General features: G+C 72.9%; 25 protein-coding genes. 19 read left to right on the top strand and 6 right to left on the bottom strand.

Annotation, left to right across the window (positions count from 1 at the left end; genetic code table 11):
• The 10 genes from trmD (at position 1) to ACFFBG_RS10540 (ending at position 8,862) form a co-directional block, all read left to right on the top strand.
• Positions 1–693, top strand: a complete 693-nt coding sequence (gene trmD, locus ACFFBG_RS10585) for a tRNA (guanosine(37)-N1)-methyltransferase TrmD (RefSeq protein WP_375478722.1) — start codon at positions 1–3, stop codon at positions 691–693.
• A gap of 192 nt (positions 694–885) precedes the next feature.
• Positions 886–1,242 carry a 50S ribosomal protein L19 gene (gene rplS / locus ACFFBG_RS10580; protein ID WP_375478399.1) on the top strand — a complete coding sequence of 119 codons (357 nt, stop codon included), beginning with the start codon at positions 886–888 and terminating at the stop codon, positions 1,240–1,242.
• Positions 1,242–2,432 carry a signal peptidase I gene (gene lepB, locus ACFFBG_RS10575; protein WP_375478397.1) on the top strand — a complete coding sequence of 397 codons (1,191 nt, stop codon included), beginning with the start codon at positions 1,242–1,244 and terminating at the stop codon, positions 2,430–2,432. The genes rplS and lepB overlap by 1 nt, the downstream gene beginning before the upstream one ends.
• A gap of 12 nt (positions 2,433–2,444) precedes the next feature.
• Complete coding sequence (locus tag ACFFBG_RS10570) at positions 2,445–3,236, top strand: ribonuclease HII (protein WP_375478395.1); 792 nt, start codon at positions 2,445–2,447, stop codon at positions 3,234–3,236.
• Positions 3,237–3,257: 21 nt separating this feature from the next.
• Positions 3,258–3,563 (top strand): DUF2469 domain-containing protein, encoded by a 306-nt coding sequence (locus ACFFBG_RS10565; RefSeq protein ID WP_375478393.1) that lies wholly within the window; start codon positions 3,258–3,260, stop codon positions 3,561–3,563.
• 70 nt (positions 3,564–3,633) lie between these two features.
• Complete coding sequence (locus ACFFBG_RS10560) at positions 3,634–4,173, top strand: transposase (RefSeq protein WP_375478391.1); 540 nt, start codon at positions 3,634–3,636, stop codon at positions 4,171–4,173.
• Positions 4,174–4,366: 193 nt separating this feature from the next.
• Positions 4,367–4,738, top strand: a complete 372-nt coding sequence (locus ACFFBG_RS10555; RefSeq protein WP_375478389.1) for a YraN family protein — start codon at positions 4,367–4,369, stop codon at positions 4,736–4,738.
• Entirely contained in the window at positions 4,738–6,270 is a 1,533-nt protein-coding gene (locus ACFFBG_RS10550; protein WP_375478387.1) for a YifB family Mg chelatase-like AAA ATPase, read from the top strand. The genes ACFFBG_RS10555 and ACFFBG_RS10550 overlap by 1 nt, the downstream gene beginning before the upstream one ends.
• Positions 6,258–7,526 (top strand): DNA-processing protein DprA, encoded by a 1,269-nt coding sequence (dprA, locus tag ACFFBG_RS10545; protein WP_375478385.1) that lies wholly within the window; start codon positions 6,258–6,260, stop codon positions 7,524–7,526. The genes ACFFBG_RS10550 and dprA overlap by 13 nt, the downstream gene beginning before the upstream one ends.
• Positions 7,527–7,857: 331 nt before the next feature.
• Positions 7,858–8,862, top strand: coding sequence for a tyrosine recombinase XerC (locus ACFFBG_RS10540; protein ID WP_375478383.1), 1,005 nt, complete (start codon positions 7,858–7,860; stop codon positions 8,860–8,862).
• Between the two features lie 54 nt (positions 8,863–8,916).
• Here ACFFBG_RS10540 and ACFFBG_RS10535 read toward each other — a convergent pair whose 3' ends face one another.
• On the bottom strand, positions 8,917–9,510 hold the full coding sequence (locus tag ACFFBG_RS10535) for a M23 family metallopeptidase (RefSeq protein WP_375478381.1): 594 nt from the start codon (positions 9,508–9,510) through the stop codon (positions 8,917–8,919).
• Between the two features lie 386 nt (positions 9,511–9,896).
• On the opposite strand from ACFFBG_RS10535, the gene rpsB reads away from it, so the two are divergent.
• From rpsB to ACFFBG_RS10495, 8 genes are all read left to right on the top strand, one after another.
• Positions 9,897–10,850, top strand: a complete 954-nt coding sequence (rpsB, locus tag ACFFBG_RS10530; protein WP_375478379.1) for a 30S ribosomal protein S2 — start codon at positions 9,897–9,899, stop codon at positions 10,848–10,850.
• 39 nt (positions 10,851–10,889) lie between these two features.
• Entirely contained in the window at positions 10,890–11,708 is an 819-nt protein-coding gene (gene tsf, locus ACFFBG_RS10525; protein ID WP_375478377.1) for a translation elongation factor Ts, read from the top strand.
• A gap of 55 nt (positions 11,709–11,763) precedes the next feature.
• Positions 11,764–12,525, top strand: coding sequence for a UMP kinase (pyrH, locus tag ACFFBG_RS10520; RefSeq protein ID WP_375478375.1), 762 nt, complete (start codon positions 11,764–11,766; stop codon positions 12,523–12,525).
• Positions 12,522–13,079: a ribosome recycling factor gene (gene frr, locus ACFFBG_RS10515; RefSeq protein ID WP_375478373.1), complete on the top strand. Its 558-nt coding sequence runs from the start codon at positions 12,522–12,524 to the stop codon at positions 13,077–13,079. The genes pyrH and frr overlap by 4 nt, the downstream gene beginning before the upstream one ends.
• Positions 13,076–13,999, top strand: a complete 924-nt coding sequence (locus tag ACFFBG_RS10510) for a phosphatidate cytidylyltransferase (protein WP_375478372.1) — start codon at positions 13,076–13,078, stop codon at positions 13,997–13,999. The genes frr and ACFFBG_RS10510 overlap by 4 nt, the downstream gene beginning before the upstream one ends.
• Before the next feature lie 9 nt (positions 14,000–14,008).
• On the top strand, positions 14,009–14,560 hold the full coding sequence (locus ACFFBG_RS10505) for a uridine kinase (protein WP_375478370.1): 552 nt from the start codon (positions 14,009–14,011) through the stop codon (positions 14,558–14,560).
• A gap of 62 nt (positions 14,561–14,622) precedes the next feature.
• Positions 14,623–15,738, top strand: coding sequence for a 23S rRNA (adenine(2503)-C(2))-methyltransferase RlmN (gene rlmN / locus ACFFBG_RS10500; protein WP_375478368.1), 1,116 nt, complete (start codon positions 14,623–14,625; stop codon positions 15,736–15,738).
• A 25-nt stretch (positions 15,739–15,763) separates the two neighbouring features.
• Positions 15,764–18,022 (top strand): FUSC family protein, encoded by a 2,259-nt coding sequence (locus ACFFBG_RS10495; RefSeq protein ID WP_375478366.1) that lies wholly within the window; start codon positions 15,764–15,766, stop codon positions 18,020–18,022.
• Here the strand turns inward: ACFFBG_RS10495 and ACFFBG_RS10490 are convergent.
• Positions 17,982–19,490, bottom strand: coding sequence for an MFS transporter (locus ACFFBG_RS10490; protein WP_375478364.1), 1,509 nt, complete (start codon positions 19,488–19,490; stop codon positions 17,982–17,984). The genes ACFFBG_RS10495 and ACFFBG_RS10490 overlap by 41 nt on opposite strands.
• A 116-nt stretch (positions 19,491–19,606) precedes the next feature.
• Between ACFFBG_RS10490 and ACFFBG_RS10485 the strand changes: the two genes are divergently transcribed.
• Complete coding sequence (locus ACFFBG_RS10485) at positions 19,607–20,200, top strand: TetR/AcrR family transcriptional regulator (RefSeq protein ID WP_375478362.1); 594 nt, start codon at positions 19,607–19,609, stop codon at positions 20,198–20,200.
• Here ACFFBG_RS10485 and ACFFBG_RS10480 read toward each other — a convergent pair.
• The 4 genes from ACFFBG_RS10480 to ald all read right to left on the bottom strand — a co-directional run bounded on the left by ACFFBG_RS10480 (position 20,176) and on the right by ald (position 24,288).
• The gene (locus ACFFBG_RS10480) at positions 20,176–20,910 is read right to left on the bottom strand and encodes a DUF2470 domain-containing protein (protein ID WP_375478360.1); all 735 of its coding nucleotides are present in this window, start codon (positions 20,908–20,910) and stop codon (positions 20,176–20,178) included. The genes ACFFBG_RS10485 and ACFFBG_RS10480 overlap by 25 nt on opposite strands.
• Before the next feature lie 30 nt (positions 20,911–20,940).
• Positions 20,941–21,612: a pyridoxamine 5'-phosphate oxidase family protein gene (locus ACFFBG_RS10475; protein ID WP_375478358.1), complete on the bottom strand. Its 672-nt coding sequence runs from the start codon at positions 21,610–21,612 to the stop codon at positions 20,941–20,943.
• A 123-nt stretch (positions 21,613–21,735) separates the two neighbouring features.
• On the bottom strand, positions 21,736–23,118 hold the full coding sequence (locus tag ACFFBG_RS10470) for an NAD(P)/FAD-dependent oxidoreductase (protein WP_375478356.1): 1,383 nt from the start codon (positions 23,116–23,118) through the stop codon (positions 21,736–21,738).
• A gap of 54 nt (positions 23,119–23,172) precedes the next feature.
• Entirely contained in the window at positions 23,173–24,288 is a 1,116-nt protein-coding gene (gene ald / locus ACFFBG_RS10465; RefSeq protein ID WP_375478720.1) for an alanine dehydrogenase, read from the bottom strand.
• Positions 24,289–24,387: the final 99 nt, after the last annotated feature.

The raw sequence follows: 24,387 nt of genomic DNA, 5'->3' as shown, positions 1-24,387 counted from the left end.
CTGCGCCTCGACATCGTGTCGATCTTCCCCGACTACCTCGCCCCGCTGCGCCAATCGCTGCTCGGCAAGGCGATCGAGCGCGGTCAGGTCGAACTCGCGGTGCACGACCTGCGGCAGTGGACCGACGACGTGCACCGCACCGTGGACGACGCCCCGTACGGCGGCGGGCCGGGCATGGTCATGCGCGCCGAGCCGTGGGGCCGCGCCCTCGACGCGCTCGTGCCCGCCGGCAGCGCTGTGCCCCGGCTGATCGTCCCGACGCCGGCCGGCCGGCCGTTCACCCAAAGCGACGCCGCCCGCTTGGCTGCCGAGCCGTGGCTGCTGTTCGCCTGCGGGCGCTACGAGGGCATCGACGCGAGGGTGGTCGAGCATGCCGCCGATCGGATGCCGGTGGAGGAGATCTCGCTGGGCGACTACGTGCTGTCCGGCGGCGAGGCGGCGGTCCTGGTGATCGTCGAGGCCGTCGGCCGGTTGCTGCCGGGCGTGCTGGGCAACGACCGGAGCGCGGCGGACGACTCGTTCGGGGCCGGTCCGGCCGGCCTGCTCGAGGCGCCCGTCTACACCCGGCCGGCCCAGTGGCGCGGCCTGGCGGTGCCCGACGTGCTGCTGTCCGGCGATCATGGCGCCGTCGAGCGCTGGCGCTCCGAGCGCAGCCGCGAACGCACCGCGCAGCGTCGTCCCGACCTGCTCTGAGCGCGCCGGCCGGCCGGCCGGCCCGGTCCGCCGTTTCGCGTCTTGCGCGAGCGGTGTGGCATCATCGTGGGGTTGCCCGCTGCGCCGCGGCGCGCGGCATCGCGACCGGTCCGCCGGGCGCGCCCGGCTTGCGGATCGTCCGCCGATCGCCCGACCGGGACCGACCGAGACGAAGATGAGAGCGACACCGCCATGAACACCCTCGACACGCTCGACGCCGACTCGCTGCGCGCCGACATTCCAGACTTCCGCCCGGGCGACACGCTCAAGGTGCACGTCCGCGTCATCGAGGGCACCCGCTCGCGCGTCCAGGTGTTCCAGGGCGCCGTCATCCGGCGCCAGGGCGGCGGCATCCGCGAGACCTTCACCGTCCGCAAGGTCAGTTTCGGCGTCGGCGTCGAGCGGACCTTCCCGGTGCACACCCCGGTGATAGACAAGATCGAGGTCGTCACCCGCGGCGACGTGCGCCGCGCCAAGCTGTACTACCTGCGCGATCTGCGCGGCAAGAAGGCGAAGATCAAGGAAAAGCGGGAGACCGTCACCCGCTAGTGCCGCCCGTCGCCCCGCCCTCGGACGACCTGCCGCCTGAGGACCCGCCGCCCGTCGGTGCGATCCCGGTCGAACCGCCGCCGCCGGACCCCCCATACCACGGCGCGCGGCGGGTCGATGATCGCGACGACGGCGCAGCCTCACCGGTAGCCGCGCCCGCTGCCGCGTCGGCGGCCCCAGATGCCGGATTCCTCGCCCGCCGCCGTGCCAAGCGCGCGGCCGAGAAGACTGCCAAGCGCGCGAAGCCGAGGCGCAAAGCGCCTTGGTGGGAGCTGCCGGCGCTCGTCGTGCTCGCCGTGCTCATCGCGATCGGGGTCAAGACCTTCGTCGTTCAGCCGTTCTACATCCCGTCGCAGTCGATGGAGAAGACGCTGCACGGCTGCTCCGGCTGCTCCGGCGACCGCATCCTCGTCAACAAGCCGATCTATGACTTCCGCGATCCGCATCCCGGCGACATCGTCGTGTTCGACGCCCCGAACGGCTGGAACGACGAGCCCGCGAACCGGCCGCCGAGCAATCCGGTGGTGCGGGCGATCCGCGGCTTCGGCCAGCTGATCGGCTTCGTCCCGCCAGACGGGCTCGTCCTCGTCAAGCGCGTCATCGCCAGCGGCGGGCAGACGGTGAAGGGCGTCGCGGTCGACGGCGGGCGCGGCGGCGAGGTCCTGGTCAGCGACCACGGAGCGGCGGGTCCGTGGAAGACGCTGAACGAGCCGTACGTCTACCTCGGCGGCGACCCGGGTTCGGACAACGACGCCGCCGCCCGATTCACCTTCGGCCCGGTCACCGTGCCCAAGGGCCGGCTGTGGGTGATGGGCGACCACCGCGACGAGTCCGCTGACTCCCGGTTCCACTGCGCTAGCGAGGGGCAAGAAGGTTCGCCCGCGCGCTGCAACCCAATGTCGAGCACCGTGCCGGTGGACGACGTCATCGGCAAGGCGTTCGTGATCGCCTGGCCGCCGTCGCGCTGGCGCACGCTCGGCACCCCCTCGACCTTCGAGTCGGCGGCCGCGCCCGTGCTGCCGAGCGCGGTGTCGGCCGGGGTGGTCGTGCCGATCTTCCTGGTGCGTCGGCGACGCCGATCGACGGGGGCGCCGCGGCGGTGGCGGCTGCGCGGCGGTGGCGGCGCCGCGGCGGCGCGACGCGTCCACAGGATCGTCGTCGGCGCTGACCGAGGTCGCGGCGGCCGGTAGCCTCGTGCGGTCATGGGGGGAACGACGGCGCGCGCAGGGCTGTCGCTGCGGCTGCCGCGAGTGCTCGTGCGGCGTGACGGGCCGCTCGGCGGCTACGAGTCCGCGCTCAACCGCGCCGGCTTCGGTCTTGTCGCCGGCGCCGACGAGGCCGGTCGGGGCGCGTGCGCCGGCCCGCTCGTGGTCGCCGCGTGCATCCTGCCGCCGGGCCGCCGCGGGCAGATCGACGGGCTCGACGACTCCAAGCTGCTCACCCCTGCGACCCGCGAGCGGTTGTTCCATAAGATCGTCGCCCGCGCCGTCGCGTACTCCGTGATCGTCGTGCCGGCTGCCGAGATCGACGCCTACGGGCTGCACGTGGCCAACCTGGCCGGCATGCGCCGCGCCGTCGGCACGCTCGTGCCAGCTGCCCACTACGCGCTCACCGACGGCTTTCCGGTGCCCGGTCTGGGCGCGCCGGCGACGGCGGTCTGGAAAGGCGACGCGACGATCGCGTGCATCGCGGCCGCGTCGATCCTCGCGAAGGTCACCCGGGACTCGATCATGACTGCGATGCACGATCGCTGGCCCGATTACGAATTCGCCCAGCACAAGGGCTACATCACCCCCGCGCACGCCGCCGCACTGACCGCGCGCGGGCCGTGCCCGGAGCATCGCCGGCGCTACGTCAACGTCCGCCGTGCCTTGGGGCGGCTGCCCGGCGTGCTGGACAGTGACATGCTGGGCTCGGAACCCGCTGAGCCTGGCGCGGCGCGAGCCGCAGAGCACATGGCAGAACACCCGGTGTCGGTGGGGGCGAGCGTATGACGTCGCAGAGCGAGGCAGGACATGAGCACTGAGGATCTCGAGAACTACGAGACCGAGATGGAGCTGCAGCTCTATCGCGAGTACCGCGACATCGCGGCGCAGTTCAACTTCGTCGTCGAGACCGAGCGGCGCTTCTACCTGACCAACGAGGTCGACCTGCGCCCGGTGAACAGCGACGGCGAGGTCTATTTCGAGTTGCGGATGCGCGACGCGTGGGTGTGGGACATGTACCGGCCGGCCCGCTTCGTGAAGACCGTGCGCGTCGTGACGTTCAAGGACGTCAACATCGAAGAGCTGGACAAGCCGGATCTGTCGCTGCCCGAGTGACCGTGGCCCGAGTGACCGTGGCCCGAGCGCCGGTGGCCCAGTGACCGAGGCCAGTGACCGTGGACCAGCAGTGACTGTGGTCGAGCCGGCCGCTCCCGGCGTTGAAGCGGCCGCCTACCGGCGCTTCGAGCGGCTTCGGTGGCCAGCGGGGGTGACCTGCCCGACCTGCGGGGCCGGTCGGGTCGCAGTGCTCACGCCGGCCGACGGGCTCGCCCGGGCGACCCGAGCCGGCGGGCGCACCGAACGTCGGGTGTGGCGCTGCGCAGCCTGCCGCCGGCAGTTCTCGGTGCTCGCGGGCACCGTCCTCGCCGGCACCCGGGTGTCCCTGGCGGTGTGGGCGGCGGCGCTCGAGCAGGCGGCGAGCTCGGGCGCGCTGCCGTCGCCTGGTGAGCTCGCCGCCCGGCACCGGCTGACCCGGGAGACGGCGCGGCGCCTGCTGCGCGTGCTCGACGCGGCGGCCCTCGAGCCGTTCGCGTCGCCGACGGGCGCACAGCCCCTGCTGCAGCGGCTGCTCACCTTGCCGCCCGCGGAGGTCGAACGCGTGCGCGACCTCGCCGCGGCTCGGCGGCGTCGGCTTGGCCAGGCCGGCCCGACTGCGCGCTACGCCTGAGCTTCCGCCGCTCGCCGCGCGTCAGTGGTCATTTGCGCGCACAGTGGTCGCGGCCAGCTGACCACTGTGCCCGCCAACTGACCACTGACGCCGCGTTGTGCCCAGCCGGTGTGTCGTCTCGCCGCTGACCCCGCCGTCCACAACTCGCGCCGATCGCTGGCTCGGCCTCAGCTCGTCCGGCAACGTCTGCCGCATGCGGGTCAAGGACGCGGTGGGCCGGTTCGGCGAGCAGGTTGCCGCCGAGCGGTTGGCTGCCGGCGGCGTGACGATCCTGGCGCGCAACTGGCGATGCCGAGACGGCGAGCTGGACATCGTCGGTCAGGACGGCGACTGCCTCGTGTTCGTCGAGGTCAAGACCAGGTCGTCGATGTCGCACGGCGCGCCCGCCGAGGCGGTCAGCGCGCGCAAGGCAACGCGAATCCGCCGGCTCGCGTTGCAGTGGCTCGCCGAGCAGCGTGCGGACGGCCAGTTCCCGGCCTGGACGGCGATGCGCTTCGACGTCGTCAGCGTGTTGCGCAGCAACGCCGTGCCGCTGGTCGTGGAGCACTTGGTCGGGGCGTTCTGATGGCGCTCGCCCGCACGCTCGCCGTCGCGCTCGCCGGCCTGGACGGGCGCGTCGTGGAGGTCGAGTGCGACATCGCCGGCGGCCTGCCGGGCATCACGTTCACTGGCCGCGCTGACTCCTCCGTGGTCGAGTCCCGCGATCGCCTGCGCGCCGCGGTCGTCAACTCCGGGATCGAGTGGCCGAACCGCAAGATCACGGTCGCGTTGTTGCCGGCGGACGTGCCGAAGAGCGGCGCGCGGTTCGATGTGGCGATCGCCGTCGCCGTGCTCGCGGCCGCCGGGCAGATCCCGACCGAGCCGATCACCGGCACGGCATGGATCGCCGGCCTCGGGCTGGACGGACGGTTGCGCTCGGTCACCGGCGTCCTGCCCGCCGTGCTCGCCGCGCGCGGGCGGCACGTCCGGCGGGTCGTCGTCGCCACTGCCAACGCGGCCGAGGCGGCATTGGTCACCGGCGTCGACGTCCGGGTCGCAGACACGCTCGGCGACATCGTCGCCGCCCTGCGCGGCGATGGGCCGCCGCTCGCCAACGGCGCCCCGGTCGACGCCGAGCCGGACCGGCCGGGGGCGCCGGACCTCGCCGACGTCGCCGGCCAGATCGGCGCGAAACGCGCGCTGGAGATCGCGGCGGCGGGCGGCCACCACCTGTACATGGTGGGTTCCCCGGGCGCCGGCAAGACGATGCTGGCCGAGCGGCTGCCCGGGCTGTTGCCGCCGCTGTCCGACGAGGCGGCTCTCGAGGTGACCGCGGTGCACTCGGTGGCCGGCCTGCTCGACGAGCACGCCCGGCTCGTTCGCCGCGCGCCGATGCAGGCGCCGCATCACACCGCCACGATGGCCGCGCTCGTCGGGGGCGGGGCGAACCTCGCGCGTCCCGGGGCGATCAGCCTGGCGCACCATGGCGTCCTGTTCCTGGACGAGGCCTCGGAGTTCGCGCCGAGTTCGCTGGACGCGCTGCGGCAGCCGTTGGAGAGCGGTTTCGTGGTGCTGCACCGCGCCGGCGGGACGGTGCGCTATCCGGCCCGGCTGCAATTGGTGCTCGCCACCAATCCTTGTCCCTGCGCCCGGCGGGCCTCTGAATGCGTCTGCGTGGCGCAGGCTAAGCGACGTCACACACAGCGGCTGTCCGGCCCGTTGATGGATCGGATCGATCTGCGCGTGCAGGTCGAACCGGTGCCGCGCGCGGACCTCATCGACCCCGCGGCGCACCGGGAGACCAGCACCGTCATCGCCGCCCGCGTCGCGTCGGCCCGCGCGGCGGCGGAGCAGCGCTGGCGGACGACGCGGTGGCGGCTCAACGGCGAGGTGCCGGGCTCGCTGCTGCGATCCGCCCCGTGGCTGCTCGACCGGCGCACCTTGCGCCCGGTGGAGCAGTGGCTCGAGCGCGGCGTGCTCAGCGCCCGCGGCTTCGACCGCGTGCTGCGGCTCGCGTGGACGATCGCCGATCTCGCCGGGCGTGCGGCGCCGTCGGCGCAGGACGTCTCCGAGGCGTTGTTCTTCCGGACGGGGCAGGTGGACTCATGGGCGGCGTGAGCGACGACGTGCTGGTCGCGCGGGCCTACCTCAGCCGCGTCGCGGAACCCGCCTGCATTCCGCTGTGGGACGCGGTGCGCCGGCTGGGGCCGGTCAGGGTGGCGCACGACATCCAGGCGGGCGCCGCCGAGCCCAAGGTGCAGGCGGCTGCCGCGGTCAGGGCCGGGCACAGCGACCCGTACGCCGACCTGGACGCGGCGCACCGGCTCGGCATCCGGCTCGTGGTGCCGGAATCCGACGAGTGGCCGCACTTCGCGATGAGCTGTCTCGAGGCCGCCGCGCTGCGTCGGCTCGGCAGCTTCCGGGCTGGACAGGAGCAGCACGCAGAATATGGGGAGCCAGTGCCGCCGCTTGCGCTGTGGGTGCAGGGATTCGCCGACATCACGGCGCTCGGCGCGCGGTCGGTCGGCCTCGTCGGCGCCCGCGCTGCCACTGGTTACGGCGAGCGGGTCGCGGCCGAACTCGCCGCCGACCTGGCCGGCCGTGGGTTCGAGGTGGTGTCCGGCGGCGCATACGGCATCGACGCCGCCGCGCATCGCGGCGCGCTGTCCGCCGGCGTCACCGTGTTGGTCTCCGCGGGCGGCCTGGACCGCGCGTACCCGCCTGCCAACGCGACCCTGTTCGAGCGGGTGGCCGAGACGGGCGCCGTCATCTCGGAGAGCCCGCCCGGCGCGGCGCCGCGACGCCGCCGATTCCTCACCCGCAATCGGCTCATCGCCGCGCTGGCGACCGGCACGGTGGTGGTCGAGGCGGCGCGCCGGTCTGGGGCCATCAACACCGCCGGGCACTGCGGCCGTCTCGGCCGGCCGCTGATGGCCGTGCCCGGTCCGGTCACCTCGCCGATGTCGGCCGGCTGTCACGACCTGATCGCGCGAGACGGCGCGCAGGCCATCCTGGTGACATCCGCGCAGGACGTGCTCGGCGTCATCGGCTCGTCCTCAGAGCTGCCGAGCGGCCACGCCGACGATTCTCCGGCCACATCGGGGCGCACGGTCGGCGGCCATCCGGATCTGCGCCCGGAGCTGGACCTGCTCGACGAGACCAGCCGACGGGTCTTCGATGGCGTTCCCCCGCGCCGCGCCCTCGGACTCGAGGAGCTCGCCGTGGTGGCGGGCGTCGCGCCGCTCGACGTGCTGCGGTCGCTTCCTGCGCTGCAGCTCGCCGGGTTGGTGGAGGAACGCGACGGCGGATATCGACTGGCTGCGCGCGTTCGTCGCACGGCCAGGACGGACGGCTCGGCAGAGTGCTCGCCATGAGCACTCTATGAGTGGGCGTCTCGCCGCGGTGAGTTGCGCCGCACAGGGTGCGACCGGGGGGCGGTCGCCCTAGACTGCGTGGCAGGCAGTACGGTGTCCGCGGCAGCGAGAAACTGCGAACACCATTGATCGCGGGATCCCGCCGGGAGTTGATCTCCCGCCACAGACCCCCGCAACTGGGTCCGGTCGAACCCCACCCCGACCGGACCCGGTTGCGGGCCTCCGCCTGAAGCGCCGGCGGCGTCGAATCACCGGGCGCCCGTGGGCATTGCTCGCGCGTGGGTGGGCGTGCCGGCTTGCATCGGCGGTTGCCGCCGCGCACCGTGCAGGCATGGGCGCATCTTCCGCGGCCGGCGGCACGGCGCGAGTCGACCTCGTCCGACTGCGCGCTGAGCTGCCGCCGGCTCTTGGCGCGGCAGTCGATGACTATGAGCGGCACCTGTTACTCGAACGTAATCGATCGGCGCACACGGTGCGTGCGTACGTCGCGGACGTCGTCGGCATGCTGGACCATCTTCGGAAACTGGGTGGGACGACCGCCGCGGACATCGACCTGGCTGTGCTGCGCGGTTGGCTGGCAATCTGTCGTCGCGACGGCGCCGCTCGAACCACGATCTCGCGCCGAGCGGCATCCCTGCGCACGTTCTGCGCTTGGGCGCATGCCACCGGTCGCGCCGCGACCGACCCCGGACAGCTGTTGCTGAGCCCGCGCGCCCATCGCACTCTTCCGGCCGTGCTGCGGGTCGACGAGGCGGACGCGTTGATGCGGGCCCGGCCCGCGGCCGACGCTGCGGCGACCCCGCAGGCGCAGGTCGAGGCCGACGATGATCCGCTGCTGCTGCGCGACCGCGCGCTGCTCGAACTGCTTTACGCCACCGGCATCCGGGTGTCCGAGCTCGCCGGGCTCGACGTCGACGACGTCGACCGCGCGCGCCGGGTGCTGCGAGTCCTCGGCAAGGGCGCGAAGGAACGGACTGTGCCCTACGGTTTGCCCGCCGACGACGCGCTCGGTCGGTGGCTGGCGCGCGGTCGCCCGCAGCTGTGCACGGCCGGCTCGGGACCCGCCCTGCTGCTCGGCGCGCGCGGCGGACGCATCGACCCCCGCACCGTGCGCGCCGTCGTGCATCGACGGGTGGCAGCGGTGCCGGGCGCCCCCGACATCGGTCCGCACGGCCTGCGGCACACCGCGGCGACCCACCTGCTGGAGGGCGGCGCCGACCTGCGCGCGGTCCAGGAGGTGCTCGGCCACGCGAACCTCGCGACGACGCAGATCTACACCCACGTCTCGGTCGAGCGGCTGCGCGCGACGTATCAGCAGGCCCACCCGCGCGCCTGAGCCAGATCGGCCTGGCCACGCGTCGCGCTCAGCCCAGCGCCAAGGCCTCACCGTTCACCCCCGTTGAGCCCGGCCGGTCAGCGGCCACGGCAGCAACCGCACCGGGCCGAGTCGCGCGAGCAGCGCGAGCGGGTCGAGGTAGATGGCGCCGCGCCGCGCGCCCCAGTGCACGCAGGCGGTTCGGCAGCCGCGGTGCGCGCCGGCCAGCCGGCCGAGCGCGTCGCCGGCCCGGACCGCCGCGCCCACGCGGACGAGCGGACGCAGCGGTTCGTACTCGGTGCGCACGCCATCGGGGTGCAGCACGACGACCACACCGCGCCCGGCGACCGCGCCCGCGAACGTCACCCGGCCGGCGCCCGCGGAGACGACGAGCGCCGAGGCGGCTGCCGCCAGGTCGACGCCGAGGTGCCCCGGCCCGAAGCGGGTGACCGGGGCGGCGAAGCGGCGCAGCACGCGCAGCGGGCCATTGACCGGCGGCCGGTATCCGACGATCGCCGGCTCGCCGCCCGACGTTGCCGCAGCGGACCGGTCTGGGATCCGATTCGCGGCCGCGGGACGCCCGACCGATCTGTCGGCTACCCGGCGCCCGGCGGCGAACCCATTGAGCAAGATCAACACCACACCAAGCGCCAGCGAGAGTCGGGTCATAGTGGCGAGCGTCGTCGCACCAGCCGACGATTCGGCCACCATCTGGGCTGCCTGTGGACGAACATGCTGTCGTCCACAGGGGCCCCACCCGCGCCGCGAAACGGCTGCCGACGCCGTAGGCACGCGCTAGACTCGAACGCGCAGCCCGAGAAATCGGGCTGACTTCGCGTGCCCGCCCTCCGCACACCAGCACCACCGCGCCGGAGGGTAGGCGGCCAGCCTCGGTCCGCGCGCGGCTGCCGGCAACGGCGCCCGCTCGGCCCCCTGGCCGCGACACCGGGCACCAGGGCGGGCGAGTCACCCGACACGTCCGCGACAACCGAGGCCGCGGCTCCGGGCTGCTCGAGGCTGCCCGGCGCGCGCACGAAACAAGGAGCACGACAGGCATGGCCGTCGTCACCATGAAGGAAATGCTGGAATCCGGCGTCCACTTCGGACACCAGACCCGGCGCTGGAACCCGAAGATGAAGCGCTTCATCCTGACCGAGCGCAACGGGCTGTACATCATCGATCTGCACCAGACGCTCAGCTACGTCGACCGGGCGTACGAGTTCGTCAAGGAGACCGTCGCGCATGGCGGCACGGTGCTGTTCGTCGGCACGAAGAAGCAGGCGCAGGAGTCGATCGCCAGCCAGGCCACCCGGGTCGGCATGCCTTACGTCAATCAGCGGTGGCTGGGCGGCATGCTCACGAACTTCTCCACCGTCTTCAAGCGGCTGCAGCGGCTCAAGGAGCTCGAGGCCCGCCAGCAGGCCGGCTGGGAGGGCGTGGCCACCAAGAAGGAGCAGCTGATGCTGACCCGCGAGATGACCAAGCTCGAGCGCTCGCTCGGCGGCATCCGCGAGATGGCCAAGGTGCCCAGCGCAGTCTGGATCGTCGACACCAAGAAGGAGCACATCGCCGTCGGCGAGGCGCGCAAGCTGGGCATCCCGGTCGTCGCGATCCTCGACACCAACTGCGACCCCGACGAGGTCGACTACAAGATCCCCGGCAACGACGACGCGATCCGCAGCGCCGCCCTGCTCACCCGCGTGGTGGCCGACGCGGTGGCCGAGGGGCTGAAGTCGCGCGCCGCGCAGGCCGCGAGCGCCGGCCGGGACGAGAAGCCGGAACTGGCCGACGGCAAGCTCGCGACCGACGAGCCGATGCCCGAGTGGGAGCAGGAGCTGCTCGCGCCCGCCGGCGGCGAGCCCGCTGCCGCGCCGGCCGCAGCCGCGCCGGCCGAAGTTGCGCCGGCCGCAGCCGCCCCCGCCGAAGCTGCGCCGGCCGAAGCTGCGCCGGCCGACGCTGCGCCAGCCGACGCTGCGCCAGCCCCGGCGGCGGCGACCCCGACCGCCTGACTAGCCACCACGAGACAACCCGAAGGACTGACACCAGAGATGGCGAACTTTTCCGCCGCAGACGTGAAGAAGCTCCGCGACGCCACCGGCGCCGGGATGATGGAGTGTAAGAAGGCGCTCGAGGAAGCCGACGGCGAGTTCGAGCGCGCGCTGGAGATCCTGCGGGTCAAGGGCGAGGCGAAGGTCGCCAAGCGCGGCGAGCGCACTGCCTCGAACGGGCTCGTCGCCGCGGCCGAGGGCGCGATGATCGAGCTCGCGTCTGAGACCGACTTCGTCGCGAAGAACGAGCAGTTCCAGACCCTCGCCGGCGACATCGTCGCCCACTTCGCGAACTCGGCCGCGACCGACGTCGAGAGCCTGCGCGGCGAGACGCTCAAGGACGGCAAGACGGTCGAGGACAGCGTGTCCGAGCTCGCCGCGGTCATCGGCGAAAAGCTCGAGCTGCGCCGCGCGGTCAAGCTCGACGGCAAGGTCGCGACCTACCTGCACCGCAAGTCCAGCGACCTGCCGCCGCAGGTGGGCGTGCTGGTGCAGTTCGAGGGCGAGGACGCCGAGGCGGCCCGCTCGGCCGCGATGCAGGTCGCCGCGCTGCGCGCCCGCTACCTGACCCGCGGCGACGTCCCGGCCGAGGTGGTCGAGGGCGAGCGCCGGGTGCTCGAGGAGAAGACCCGCGCCGAGGGCAAGCCCGAACAGGCCGTCGCCAAGATCGTCGAGGGCCGGCTCAACGCGTTCTACGCCGACAACGTCCTGCTCGAGCAGGAGTCGGTCCGCGAGCCGAAGACCACCGTCAAGAAGGTGCTCGACGCGGCTGGCGTGACCGTCACCAAGTTCGCGCACTTCGAGGTCGGCGCCGCCTGACCTGCGCCCATATAGGGTCTGGCACGGACGTCCGGCACGGCGGAAGGGGCTGGCGATGACAACCGACGCGGGAGCCCTTCCGCCGTTTCGACGGGTGATGCTGAAGCTGTCCGGCGAAGTGCTCGGCGGTGGGGGCGGCATCGGCGTCGACCCCGAGGTCGTCCAGTCGATCGCCCGGCAGATCGCCGAGGTGGTCGCCGGCGGGACGCAGATCGCGGTCGTCATCGGCGGCGGCAACTTCTTCCGCGGCGCCGAGCTGTCCCAGCACGGGATGGACCGCGATCGCGCCGACTACATGGCCATGCTCGGCACGGTGATGAACTGCCTGGCGCTGCAGGACTTCCTCGAGAAGGAAGGCGTGCCGACCCGCGTGCAGACGGCGATCACGATGGGCCAGGTCGCCGAGCCCTACATCCCGCGGCGCGCCGAGCGGCACCTGGAAAAAGGCCGGGTCGTCATCTTCGGCGCCGGCGTCGGCATGCCCTATTTCTCGACAGACACCGCCGGCGCGCAGCGGGCGCTCGAGATCGGGTGCGACGCGCTGCTGATGGGCAAGAGCGGTGTGGACGCCGTCTACGACTCCGACCCGAACAAGAATCCGGACGCCAAGCGCATCGATGACATCACCTTCGACGACGTGCTGCGGCGCGGGCTCGAGGTCGCCGACGCCACGGCGTTCAGCCTCTGCCGGGACAACCGCATGCCGATCGTCGTGTTCGGGCTGACCGACGGAAACATCGCCCGGGTCGTGCGCGGCGATCGGATCGGCACCTTCGTGCACGCTGCGAACAGCGCGGAAAGGACGGCCGAGCGTTGATCGACGAGATCCTCTTCGAGGCGGAGGAGAAGATGGAGAAGGCCGCCCACGTGGCCCGTGACGACCTCGCCGGCCTGCGCACCGGCCGGGCGAACGCCAGCGCCTTCGCCCGCCTCGTCGTCGACTACTACGGCGCGCCCACCCCGATCCCGCAGATGGCGACGGTGAACGTGACCGAGGCCCGGATGGCGGTCATCAAGCCTTACGACAGCAGCCAGCTGAGCGCCATCGAGAAGGCAATCCGGGACAGCGACCTCGGTGTCAATCCGACGAACGACGGAATGATCATCCGGGTCGTCTTCCCGCAGCTGACCGAGGAACGCCGCCGCGACCTCGTCAAGGTCGCCAAGGGCAAGGGCGAGGACGCGAAGGTCTCGATCCGCTCCATCCGCCGCCATGCGAAGGACGCCCTCGACAAGCTGGTCCGCGACGGCGAGAGCGGCGAGGACGACGTCCACCGTGCCGAGGGCGAGCTCGACAAGCTGACCGGGACCTACACCGGCCGGATCGACGAGGCGGTCAAGGCCAAGGAATCCGAACTGCTCGAGGTGTGAACGTTCCCGCGGACGACGGGCCGGGCCGCGACGCGGTCGCCGGCTTGGACGACCTGCTCGAGCCGCCCGCCGAGCCGGCCGCGCCTGTCGAACCCACCGAGCCGCCCGCCGTGCGGCGGGCCGGGCGTGACCTGCCGGCGGCGATCGCCGTCGGGCTGGGCCTCGGCGGAACCATCGTCGCGACGCTGTTCACCCGCCGCGTCAGCTTCGCCGTGCTCGTCGCGGTCGCCGTCCTCTACGGCTGCTACGAGCTGTCTCGCGCGCTGCAGGCAGCGCACATCCGGATCACCCTGCTGCCGCTGCTCGTCGGCTCTGCGGCGATCCTCGCGGCGGCCTGGGAACGCGGGCCGAGCGGGTTGGTGCTCGCGGTGCTCATCACCTACGTCGGCGTGCTGATCTGGCGCATCGGCGACGGCGCGGACGGATACGCGCGAGACGTCGCCGCTTCGGGATTCGCACTGGCCTATCTGCCCACGCTCGCCGCATTCGCGGTGCTGCTTGCGCACCCATCGGACGGCGCCGCCCGGGTGCTGGCGTTTGCGGCGACGGTCGTCTGCAGTGACACCGGCGGCTACGCGACCGGCGTGTTCTTCGGCAAGCACCCGCTGGCGCCGATCGTCTCCAAGGCGAAGACCTGGGAGGGCTTCGGCGGATCGGTGCTGTTCTGCTCGGCCAGCGGCGTCCTGTTCCTGACCCTCACCTTCCACGAGGCATGGTGGAAGGGACTGCTCTTCGGCCTGGCGATGGTGGTGACGGCGACCGTGGGCGACCTCGGCGAATCGATGATCAAACGCGATCTCGGCATCAAGGACATGGGCCACCTGCTTCCGGGCCACGGCGGCATCATGGACCGCCTCGATTCGCTGTTGCCCTGCGCGGCCGTCGCCTACTTGCTGCTGTCCGCGTTCGCGCCCGTCTGACCCGCGCCGGTGCCGATCCGCGCGAGCCGCCAGGACGCGCTCGCCGCCGTCCGGCGGGTCGTCGCGGCCGCAGCCGGACGGACGATCTTCCTCGGCGTCGACGGGCCGGGCGGCGCCGGCAAGACCGCACTCGCCGCCGCACTCGACGCCGACGTCCCGGAGCTGGTCGTCGTGCACACCGACGACTTCGCCGCCGAGCCGGAGTGGGACTGGCCGCGGCTGCGCACGCAGGTGCTCGAGCCGCTCGCCGCCGGCCGCCCGGGTCGTTACCAGCGACACCCCTGGCAGGACGAGGTCGCCGGCGACTGGCGTGAAGTCCCGATCGGGCGGCCGGTGCTGATCGAGGGAGTGTCGGCAACCCGGCGGGAACTCGGCGTCGAGTGGGCGCTGCAGATCTGGGTGGACGCGCCGCGCGACGTGCGGTTGCGCCGGGCGATCGAACGCGACGGCCGCGCGATGCTGGCCCAGTGGACGGACGTCTGGCTGCCGTCCGAGGAGGCCTACCTGGCCCGCGAGCACCCGCAGCAGCGCGTCGACCTCATCATCGACGGCACAGCGTGAGTGGACAGCGGCGGGGCGCGGCGGAACTGCCGCTCGCCTTTTCTGGGACAATCGGCAGCGCCATGACCGCCCTCCCGCTCGTTTTCGACGCCCCGCGGCGCGCCCGTCCGCCTCGGCACCTCGCCGACCTCGATCCGGCCGAGCTGCGCGCGGCGGTGGTCGAGCTCGGGCTGCCGGCGTTTCGCGCCGACCAGCTCGCCCGGCAGTACTTCGGCCGGCTCGAGTCCGACGTCCAGGCGATGACCGACCTGCCGGCCGCGGTGCGTGCGGCAGCCGGCCCGGCGCTGCTGCCGGCCCTGCTCGCCGAGGTGCGTTCGCTGACGACCGACGCCGACACCACCCGCAAGACGCTGTGGCGCCTGCACGACGGCGCCCTCGTCGAGAGCGTCGCGATGCGCTACCCCGCGGCCGGCGACGCCCGCGAGCGGGTCACGGTCTGCGTGTCCAGCCAGGCCGGCTGCGGCATGGCCTGCCCGTTCTGCGCGACGGGGCAGGCGGGGCTCACCCGCAACCTGTCCACCGGCGAGATCGTCGAACAGGTCCGCGCCGCCGCCCGGGTCGCCGCGGACGGCGCGCTCGGCGGCGGGCCGCGGCGGCTGTCGAACGTGGTGTTCATGGGCATGGGCGAACCGCTCGCCAACTACCCGCGGGTGGTGGCCGCCCTGCGCCGGCTGATCGACACGCCACCTGCCGGGCTCGGGCTCTCCCGGCGGTCCATCACCGTCTCGACCGTCGGGCTCGTCCCGGCGATCCGACAGCTGGCCGCCGAACGCCTCGATGTCACGCTCGCGGTGTCGCTGCACGCCCCGGACGACGAGCTGCGCAACACCCTCGTGCCGGTGAACAACCGGTGGCCCGTGGGCGAGGTGTTAGCTGCGGCTGACGCGTATGCCGCTCAGACCGGCCGCCGGTACTCCGTCGAGTACGCGATGATCCGCGACGTCAACGACCAGCCGGAACGCGCGGATCTGCTCGGCGACCTGCTCGCGCCGCGGCTCGCGCACGTCAATCTGATCCCGCTGAACCCGACGCCCGGTTCGCAGTGGGACGCCTCGGCTAAGCCGGTCGAACGCGAATTCGTCCGGCGACTGCGCGTGCGAGGCGTGCCGGTCACCGTCCGCGACACCCGCGGCCGCGACATCGACGGCGCCTGCGGCCAATTGGCCGCCTCCGGCTGAGCCGTCGGCGATGAGCGCCCAAACGGTGAGCACCGTCCCAGCGCCCGGCACGACACGCCGCGCGGCGCTGTTCGCGCTGCTGCGCGACGCAGCCCGCGTGGACCGGACGCAGTCCGACCCGGTGGTCGCCGCGCGCAATGCCGTCGGCGTCGCCGCGCCGCTCGCGATCGGCGTCCTCGCCGGCAACATCGGGCTCGGCCTCGCGGCGACCATCGGCGCGTTGCAGACCGCGTTCGCCGATCGGCCGGGGCCATACCGACTGCGGATCCTGCGGATGCTCGGCACCGCGTTCGCGGCCGGGGTGACGAGCGCCCTCGCCGTCGTCGCCTCGGGCAGCGACGCTGCGTCGGTGCTGCTGCTGCTCGTGCTCGCGTTCGTCGCGGGGCTGCTGCTCGTCGGCGGTCCGAGCGCGACCCAGGTGGGCATCGCCGGCGTCGCCGCGGCGCTGCTGCTCGGCCACCTGCAACAGGCCCCCGACGTCGCCTGGCACGTCGGGCTGCAGGTGATGGCGGGCGGCGCCGGTCAGACGCTGCTCGCCGTCGCGTCCTGGCCGCTGCGCCGGCACCGGCCCGAGCGGGCGGCGCTCGCCGGGTTGTACCGCGAGCTGGCCTCGGCCGCCCGGCTGCTCGAGGGCAGCGGCGTCGGCCCGCCGGCCACCAGCACCGTCACCACCGTCCGGCAGACGCTGTACGGGCTGGGCCACGACCACGGCCCGAGCGTCGAGGCCTACCGGGTGCTGCTCGACGAAGCCGAACGGATCCGCCGCGAGATCGTGCTGCTGGGCGGGCTCGTGGAGCGGCTCGCCGGGTCCGGCAACCCGATCCTCGCCGGCCTCGTCCGCGCCTCGCTGAGCGCGGCCGCGGGCGTGCTCGACGACGTCGCCACGTCGCTCGAGGCCGGTGAGCCAGCACGCGAGGACGGGCTCGAGCAGGCCGGCCGGCAGGCCGACAGCACCGCTCGCCGGCTGGCGCAGGCGAGCGGGGCGCCGGCCGAGCCGACGCGCCGAGCGGCGGCGGCTCGGGTGCAGGCGCTGTACGGGCAGCTGCGCGCGGCCGTCGCCAGCACCCGGGCCGGCGCGAGCGAGGGACGCGACGTCGAGGCGCCGGCGACCAGCGCCGCGGACCTGGTGCGGACCCCGCTGGCGGCGCTGCGGGCCAATCTGACCTGGCGGTCAGCGGTGTTCCGGCACGCGTTGCGGCTCGCCGCGCTGCTCGCCGGCTCGGACCTCGTCGTGCGCCTCGCCGAGGTGTCCCGCGGCTACTGGGTGCCGCTCACCGTGCTGGTGGTGCTGCGCCCGGACTTCGGCGCAACCGTCCAGCGCGCGGCGATGCGGACGGTCGGGACGATCGTCGGCCTGGTGCTGGCCACCGAGCTGGTGCGGGTGCTGCCGGCCGGCGGCTGGTGGCCGGTGGCGCTGGTCGCCGTCTTCGCGTTCTCGATGCGGCTGGCCGGCCCGGGCAATATCGCGTTGTCGGCGATCGGGCTGTCCGGACTGGTGGTCGTGCTGCTCGAGTTGAACGGCGTGCCGGCGCACACGACGGAGGTGAGCCGCGCGGTCGCGACCGCGTGCGGCGGGGCGCTGGCGGTGCTGGCCGCACTGCTGCTGCCGGCGTGGGAACGGCAGTTCGTCCCTGCTCGCCTGGCGGCGCTGTTAGACGCGTACCGCGACTACCTGGCTGCGGTCGCCGACCCGTCCGCGGACCGGCTGACGCTGCAGCGCGCACGCGCGTCGGCCCGGCTCGCGCGCACCAACGCGCAGGCCTCGGTAGACCGGGCCGCGGCCGAACCGGTGAGATCGGAGCGCGAGGTCCAGTTGGGCCGCGCCGTGCTCGCCCACTCGCACCGGTTCGTGCGGGCGACGCTCACCCTCGATGCCCTGCGCGGCACGATCCGGGCGGCCGGCGGCGTCGCGGAGCTGGGCGGGTTCGCCGACGCGGCGCTGGCCCAGCTCGCGGCGGCGCGGGCCCTGGTGGCCGGCGCCCGGCCGGCTGACCCGCCGCGCTCAGCCCGCCCGGCGTATGACGCGCTGGCCGAGGCGGTCAACGCCGCGCCGGATCAAGTCGGCGGCGCCGACACCGGGCTCACGCTGCTCGACGCCGCCGATCGGATCACCAACAGCCTGGACACGATCGTCGAGGAGGTCCGCCGGCAGCGCGCCGAGCCGGCTGGCCCGGTTGGCACGGTCGGCGCGGTTGACGCCGAGGTTGGCGCGGAGGTTGGCGCGGAGGTTGGCGTCGCGGAGGTCAGCCGCGCGCCGCGGACGCCTCCGGGCGGCGGGTCTTGATCGCGAACGCGACGAGCAGCAACGTGCCGGCGAGGAAGATCGTCGCCGCCCAGAAGGCGTGGTCGGCGGCCGTCACGTAGATCCGGCGCGCCGCCTCCGCCTTGCTCAGGCCGGCCGGCACGTCGCGCGCGGCACTGGTGCTCGCGCTGCCGAACACTGTGACGAGCACCGCGAGGCCCAGCGAGCCGCCGAGCTGCTGCATCACGTTGACCATGCCGGACGCCGCGCCGGCGTCGCGAGCCTCGACGCCGTCCAGGGCGGCCGTCGTCAAGGGCACGAACGCGAGCCCGTTGCCCAGCCCGAAAATCAGCAGCGGGCAGACCAGCGAGGCGTAGCCGCTGTGCTCGCCGAGCTGGGTGAGCCACAGCATCCCGAGCGTCGAGAAGGCGATGCCGATGATCATCAGCCGGTGGGCGCCGACGAGGTCGACGAGCCACCGGGCGGACACCTGCGAGGCGGTGAACACCATCGCCGTGAGCGGCACGAACGCGAAGCCGGTCACCAGGTCGCTGTAGCCGAGGACGCCGCGCAGGAACTGTGTCAAGAAGAAGAACATGCCCATCATGCCGGCGACGAGCAGCAGCCGCGCGACGTAGGAGCTCGCCCGGTTGCGGTCGGCGAACAGCCGCAGGGGAGTGATCGGCGCCTCGGCGCGCAGCTCGACCAGCACGAACGCCGTCAGCAGCAGGAAGCCCAGGACGAACGACGCGATCGTCTCCCTGCCGCTCCAGCCTGCGGTCGCCGCGTGCACGAAGCCGTAGACCAGCGCCGTCATGCCGAGCGTCGAGGTCAGCGCGCCGGCGAGGTCGAAGCGGCCGGTCTGTCGCGGCGTCTCGGGCAGTGTCGGCCGGGCGAGGGCCAGCAGCACCAGACCGATCGGCACGTTGACGAACAGCACCCAGCGCCAGGAGGCCCACTCCGACAGCATTCCGCCGGCGATCAGGCCGAGTGCGCTGCCGCCGATCGACACTGCCGTGTAGAGGCCGATGGCCCGGGTGCGCTCACGCTGGCCCGGGAACATCGTCATCAGCAGGGCGAGCGCGGAAGGCGAGGCGAGCGCCCCGCCCACGCCCTGGAACGCCCTGGCGATCAGCAGCTGGGCTGGGTTGGCGGCGAAGCCGCCGGCAAGCGAGGCGAGGGTGAACAGCGCGATGCCGCCGAGGAAGACGCGTCGCCGGCCGAGCAGGTCGCCGGCGCGCGCGCCCAGCAGCAGTAAGCCGCCGAAGGTGAGGGTGTAGGCGTTGACGACCCACGACAGGCCAGCAGAGGAGAAGCCGAGGCTGGTCTTGATGTCCTGCAGGGCGATGTTGACGATCGTCGCGTCGAGCACGACCATCAGCTGGCAGGTGAGGATGAGGGCGAGGATGAGCCCGGTGGGGGCGCTGGGGCGTTCGCGCCCGGTCCGCAGAGCGGCCAACGGCGAGCCGAGACGCGCGGCGAGCGTTCGGGGCGGAGACTGGACTGACACGGGCAGAACCTCGTCACTCGTAGTAGCGTGGCGGTAAGCGGAAGGTACCTCCGGATAGGAAGCTACCGGAGGGTCCCTCCGGTTAGCAACTAGGATTCGGGATGCGGAGGCGCGGCGTGTCGGACACGGCGACCAGCGCGCCGCGGGCTTTGCGCGCCGACGCCCAGCGCAACCGCGATCAGTTGGTCGAGGCTGCCGGCGAGCTGTTCGGCGACCGCGGCATCGAGGCGCCGCTCGACGAGATCGCCCGGCGGGCCGGCGTCGGCATCGGCACGCTCTATCGGCACTTCCCGACGCGGGACGCGCTGGTCGAAGCCGTTTACCGGCGCGAGGTCCGGATGCTGTGCGCCGGCGTGGACGACCAGCTCGCCGGTCGACGGCCAGACGAGGCGCTGGCGTCCTGGATGCGCGACTTCGCCGGCTACGTGGCGCGCAAGCGCGGCATGGCGATGGCGCTGAAGGCCCTGCTCGGCGCGGACAGCGAGTTGTTCGCCGAGTCGCACCGGCAGATCCGGCACGCGATCGGAACGCTGGTCTCGGCAGCTGTCGCGGCAGGCGCCATTCGCGACGACGTCGACCCGGACGACCTGCTGCGTGCGATGAGCGGCATTTGCATGGCCGCCGACACGCCGGGCTGGAACGACCGGACAGCGCGGCTCGTCGACCTGCTGATGGACGGCCTGCGTTATCGCGCGTCTGCTCCGCGCTGACCGGTCAGCGTCGTCCGCAACTGGGCGGCGAGCGACTGCGGGTCGGTCGCCGGTCGATCGAACTTGACGTGCGCGCGATGCGCGCCGGCGAGGGTCACCCAGCCGATCTCGAGCCCGGCGGCGTCGAGGTGCTCGAGCCGCGCGGCGGCCACTGCTGCCGGCGAGGCGCCGGCGAGGCGGGCTGCCGCCGCGCGTAGTGAGGCGGCGTGTTGGCTGTTGGCGTGCTCGACGAGGGCCGCCGCGACGTCGAGGAGCCCGTCGCCGTCGGCTGACTCCAGGTAGGTCGCGAGTGGCACGACGAGCGGCGCCACCCCCGCGCGCAAGATCGCCACGCGGCGTAGTTCCAGGCCGACGACGCGTACTGGCTCGCCGTCGACGTCCTCGCAACCGACCACGACGAGCGCGCCGGCGAACATGACGGTCCGCGGGCAGCCAGGACGCTGGCAGCACCGCACGCCGAGCGCTGCCTGGCGCGACTCGCCGGCCGCCCGCGCGACCGACGAGGTCGGTTCGCACAGCAGTCGGGGAAGGCCCGAGTCCTCGTAGAGCACGACGTCGGCGACCGATCCGCTACCCGGGCAACTGTCACCTGCTGAAGAGCGGCCACCGGCGGACGCGCCCACGTACAACGTCGCCGCGCTCGCGCTCGTCAGCGCCTGCCGGGCGTGCCGGGCCAGCGCGTGGTCGCCGAGGCTGCTCGTGACCGCCATCGCGTCCTCCGTATGTTAGGCATGCCTAACCTAGCGCGATTTGGCGTCGAGCGGCAGGCGGCGAACCGATTCGGGCACCGTGCGCCCGGTCTGCAGGTCCGGCGCGGGCTGCGGATCGCCGTAGCCGCCGCGAATGGGGACGACGCCTGCCCAGGCCGGCCCGGCGACGTCCTCGGCCGGATCCTCCGGCCAGCCCGCGGAGATCTTCAGTGACCATTCGACGATCGGCAGCGCGAGCACGAGCGTCGCGTCCAGCTCTCGTCCGGTCGGCCGGCGTACCTCTGCGGTGCGCCCGGGCAACAGCGCCTCGGTGATCAGGTCGAGCGCACGGGTCTTCTCCGCGGCCGGGACCACGACGCACCTGCCGAACAGCACCGCGCTGCGATAGTGCAGCGAACTCTCGAACGCCGAGCGCGCGACCACGAGCCCGTCCAGTTCGGTGACGGCGAGACAGGTCGGCGCGCCCTGCGCCAACGCGCGCATCCACCGCGAGCCGGTGGACCCGTGCGCCAGCACCCGGTCGCCATCGCGAGTGATCGCCGTCGGCAGCACGACCGGCGCGCGGTCCGCTCGATCGGGGCCGGCGTCGTCTGCCGCAATCGCGAAATGGCCCACCCGGGCGTCGTCGAGCAGGGCGTCCAGCTGCGCGCGGTCGGTGCTGCCCTTCTCGCGCAGTCGGGTGATACGCGTGCGCTCGCTCATCTGCGGCTCGTCGACGGTCGGGTCATCGATCCTCCTCAAGGCCACCCGCAAGCTCGGGCCTGTCGGCGGACCAATACGCGCTCACGCGCGAATGATGTCGTTGATTCGCTCCGCAAGCGTCGCTCATCGGCCCATGATGGCGTTGACGAGCGCGGCGGACCGCGCCGGCCGGCCGGAGCGCTGCTCGGCGGCGTCGGCCCACATCATCGCCTGCAACCCGAGGTTGGCGCCGAGCCAGCGCAGCGGCTCCGGTTCCCAGCGCCGGGAGCGGTGTCCCACCCATGGCAGCCGCAACAGCTCGGAATCCGCCTCGGTAATCAAGTCGGCGAGTGTCCGGCCGGCGAGGTTTGTCGTCGACACGCCGTCACCCACGTAGCCGCCGGCCCAGGCCAGACCGCTCGAGCGGTCCAGGCCGACGGACGCGTGCCAATCGCGAGCGATGCCGAGCGGGCCGCCCCAACGATGCGTAATTCGTACTGACTTGAGGATAGGGAGGAGCTCTCCGATCGTCTGCTCCAGTGCGGCGAAGACATCGGGCACCCGATCGTACCGGGCCTCGATTCGCGAGCCGAGATGATAGGGGGCGCCGCGGCCGCCGAACACCAGTCGACTGTCCGCACTGCGCTGCCCGTACACGATCAGGTGTCGGTAATCGGTGAAAGTCTCGCGTTTCCGCAGGCCGATCTCGTCCCAGGTGGCAACCGGCAGCGGCTCTGTCGCGACGATCAGCGAATACACCGGCGCCAGCGTCCGTCGGTGGCCGGCGAGTCGGGCGGTGTAGCCCTCGGTGGCGCGCACGACGTGCTTCGCGTGCAGTTCGCCGTGCTCCAGTCGCACCAAATGTGGGTCGATTGCCGTCGCGCGACTGTGCTCGAAAAGCACCGCACCGCGGTGCTCGACGGCGGCGGCGAGGCCGCGAGCGAGCTTGGCGGGCTGGATTGCGGCGCAATGGGGCGTGTACGTGCCACCCAGCACGTCGCTGGCGGCCAGCCGGTCACGGGCCTCGTCGGCGCCGAGCAGCTCGAGTCCCAACCCGAACTCCGCGCTCTCCGCGGCCTCGGCCCGAGCACGATCGAGCTGCGCCGCCGACCTGGCCAAGACGACGGTCCCGCCGCGGGCGATGTCGGCGTCGATGCCCTCGGCGCTGGCGACCCGCTCGACCTCGGCGACCGACTCGCGCATTGCGGCGTACTGCGCGACCGCGGCGTCTCGACCCACCTGTCGGGCGAGCGTCGCCGCCGTAGTCGGGAACAGCGCCGAGCACCAGCCGCCGTTACGCCCGGACGCGCCGAAGCCGGCGACCTCGGCCTCGACGAGCGCAATCCGCAGGTCGGGCGCGGCGCGTTGCAGGTAATACGCCGCCCAGAGCCCGGTGAAGCCTGCGCCGACAATGGCGACGTCCGCGTCGTGGCGTCCGGTCAGCGCCGGACGCGCGGTGATCGGCTCGGCCAGCTGGTCGAACCAGAGCGAGACGTCGCGGTACCCGCCGCCGCTTCCGCCGTTCACAAGTTGTCCGCGTGTCGTCGGGTCATGACCCGAGGTAGCGAGGACAAGTTGGGGTCAGCCGATCAGCTCGGCCAGGTCGACGGCGTCGTAGCCGTGCGCCTCGGCGACGGGCGCGTTGCCGAGCAGCCCCTCGTGCGTGTTCAGCCCGAGGGCGAGCGCTGGGTCGCGGCGCAGCGCGTCGCGCCACCCGCGGTTCGCCAACTCGATCGCGTACGGCAGCGTCACATTGGTCAGCGCGTAGGTGGAGGTGTGCGGCACGGCGCCAGGCATGTTGGCGACGCAGTAGAACACCGAGTCGTGCACGCGGTATGTGGGCTCGGCGTGCGTCGTGGGTCGGGAATCCTCGAAGCAGCCGCCCTGGTCGATGGAGATGTCGACGAGCACCGAGCCCGGCTTCATCCGCGACACCAGCTCGTTGCTGATCAGCGTCGGCGCCTTCGCGCCCGGGATCAGCACCGCGCCGATCACCAGGTCGGCGTCGAGCACCGCGCGCTCCACCTCGAAGGAGTTGGAGGCGACGGTCTGGCAGTGGCCCTGATAGATCGCGTCCACCTGCCGCAGCCGGGCGGCGTTCCGGTCCAGCAGCAGCACCTCGGCCTGCATGCCCAGCGCGATCGCCGCGGCGTTCTGGCCGGAGACCCCCGCGCCGATCACCACGACCTTCGCGGCGTAGACGCCGGGCACGCCGCCCATCAGCGTGCCGCGGCCGCCGCCCTGCCGCATCAGGTGATACGCGCCGACCTGCGGCGCAAGACGGCCGGCGACCTCGGACATCGGGGCGAGCAGCGGCAGCGCCCCGTCGGGCAGCCGCACTGTCTCGTAGGCGATGCCGGTCGTGCCGGCCGCCAGCAGCGCGTCGGTGCAGGGCCGGTCGGCGGCCAGGTGCAGGTAGGTGAACAGCACCTGGTCCTTGCGCATCCGGCCGTACTCCTCGGCGATCGGCTCCTTCACCTTGAGCACCAAGTCCGCCGAGCCCCACACATCGTCGGCCGTGTCGAGGATCTGCGCGCCGGCCGCGACGAAGTCGTCGTCCGCTATCGCCGAGCCCACGCCGGCGTCTCGCTCGATCACGACGTCGTGTCCGTGTCGAACCAACTCCTGCACGCCGGACGGCGTGATCGCGACCCGGAACTCGTTGTTCTTGACCTCGCGGGGGATGCCGACCTTCATCTGGGTTCCTCTCGAATGCTGGATGCGCACGCTCAGGATGATGGATGCGTCGAGGTGGTGCCAGAGCGCAGTCCTTGGCGCACGCTGAGTCAACCACGA

It is taken from the genome of uncultured Jatrophihabitans sp. (assembly GCF_964251945.1).
Classification (GTDB): Bacteria; Actinomycetota; Actinomycetes; order Mycobacteriales; family Jatrophihabitantaceae; genus Jatrophihabitans.
This window is presented reverse-complemented; position numbering and strand designations above follow the sequence as displayed.

Excerpts from the sequence above, each read along its gene's own strand:
- rplS (WP_375478399.1), top strand. The coding sequence starts at position 886 with ATGAACACCCTCGACACGCTCGACGCCGACTCGCTGCGCGCCGACATT.
- ACFFBG_RS10570 (WP_375478395.1), top strand. The coding sequence starts at position 2,445 with ATGGGGGGAACGACGGCGCGCGCAGGGCTGTCGCTGCGGCTGCCGCGA.
- ACFFBG_RS10565 (WP_375478393.1), top strand. The coding sequence starts at position 3,258 with ATGAGCACTGAGGATCTCGAGAACTACGAGACCGAGATGGAGCTGCAG.
- ACFFBG_RS10555 (WP_375478389.1), top strand. The coding sequence starts at position 4,367 with ATGCGGGTCAAGGACGCGGTGGGCCGGTTCGGCGAGCAGGTTGCCGCC.
- ACFFBG_RS10550 (WP_375478387.1), top strand. The coding sequence starts at position 4,738 with ATGGCGCTCGCCCGCACGCTCGCCGTCGCGCTCGCCGGCCTGGACGGG.
- dprA (WP_375478385.1), top strand. The coding sequence starts at position 6,258 with ATGGGCGGCGTGAGCGACGACGTGCTGGTCGCGCGGGCCTACCTCAGC.
- ACFFBG_RS10540 (WP_375478383.1), top strand. The coding sequence starts at position 7,858 with ATGGGCGCATCTTCCGCGGCCGGCGGCACGGCGCGAGTCGACCTCGTC.
- ACFFBG_RS10535 (WP_375478381.1), bottom strand. The coding sequence starts at position 9,510 with ATGACCCGACTCTCGCTGGCGCTTGGTGTGGTGTTGATCTTGCTCAAT.
- rpsB (WP_375478379.1), top strand. The coding sequence starts at position 9,897 with ATGGCCGTCGTCACCATGAAGGAAATGCTGGAATCCGGCGTCCACTTC.
- tsf (WP_375478377.1), top strand. The coding sequence starts at position 10,890 with ATGGCGAACTTTTCCGCCGCAGACGTGAAGAAGCTCCGCGACGCCACC.
- pyrH (WP_375478375.1), top strand. The coding sequence starts at position 11,764 with ATGACAACCGACGCGGGAGCCCTTCCGCCGTTTCGACGGGTGATGCTG.
- rlmN (WP_375478368.1), top strand. The coding sequence starts at position 14,623 with ATGACCGCCCTCCCGCTCGTTTTCGACGCCCCGCGGCGCGCCCGTCCG.
- ACFFBG_RS10480 (WP_375478360.1), bottom strand. The coding sequence starts at position 20,910 with ATGGCGGTCACGAGCAGCCTCGGCGACCACGCGCTGGCCCGGCACGCC.
- ACFFBG_RS10475 (WP_375478358.1), bottom strand. The coding sequence starts at position 21,612 with ATGAGCGAGCGCACGCGTATCACCCGACTGCGCGAGAAGGGCAGCACC.
- ald (WP_375478720.1), bottom strand. The coding sequence starts at position 24,288 with ATGAAGGTCGGCATCCCCCGCGAGGTCAAGAACAACGAGTTCCGGGTC.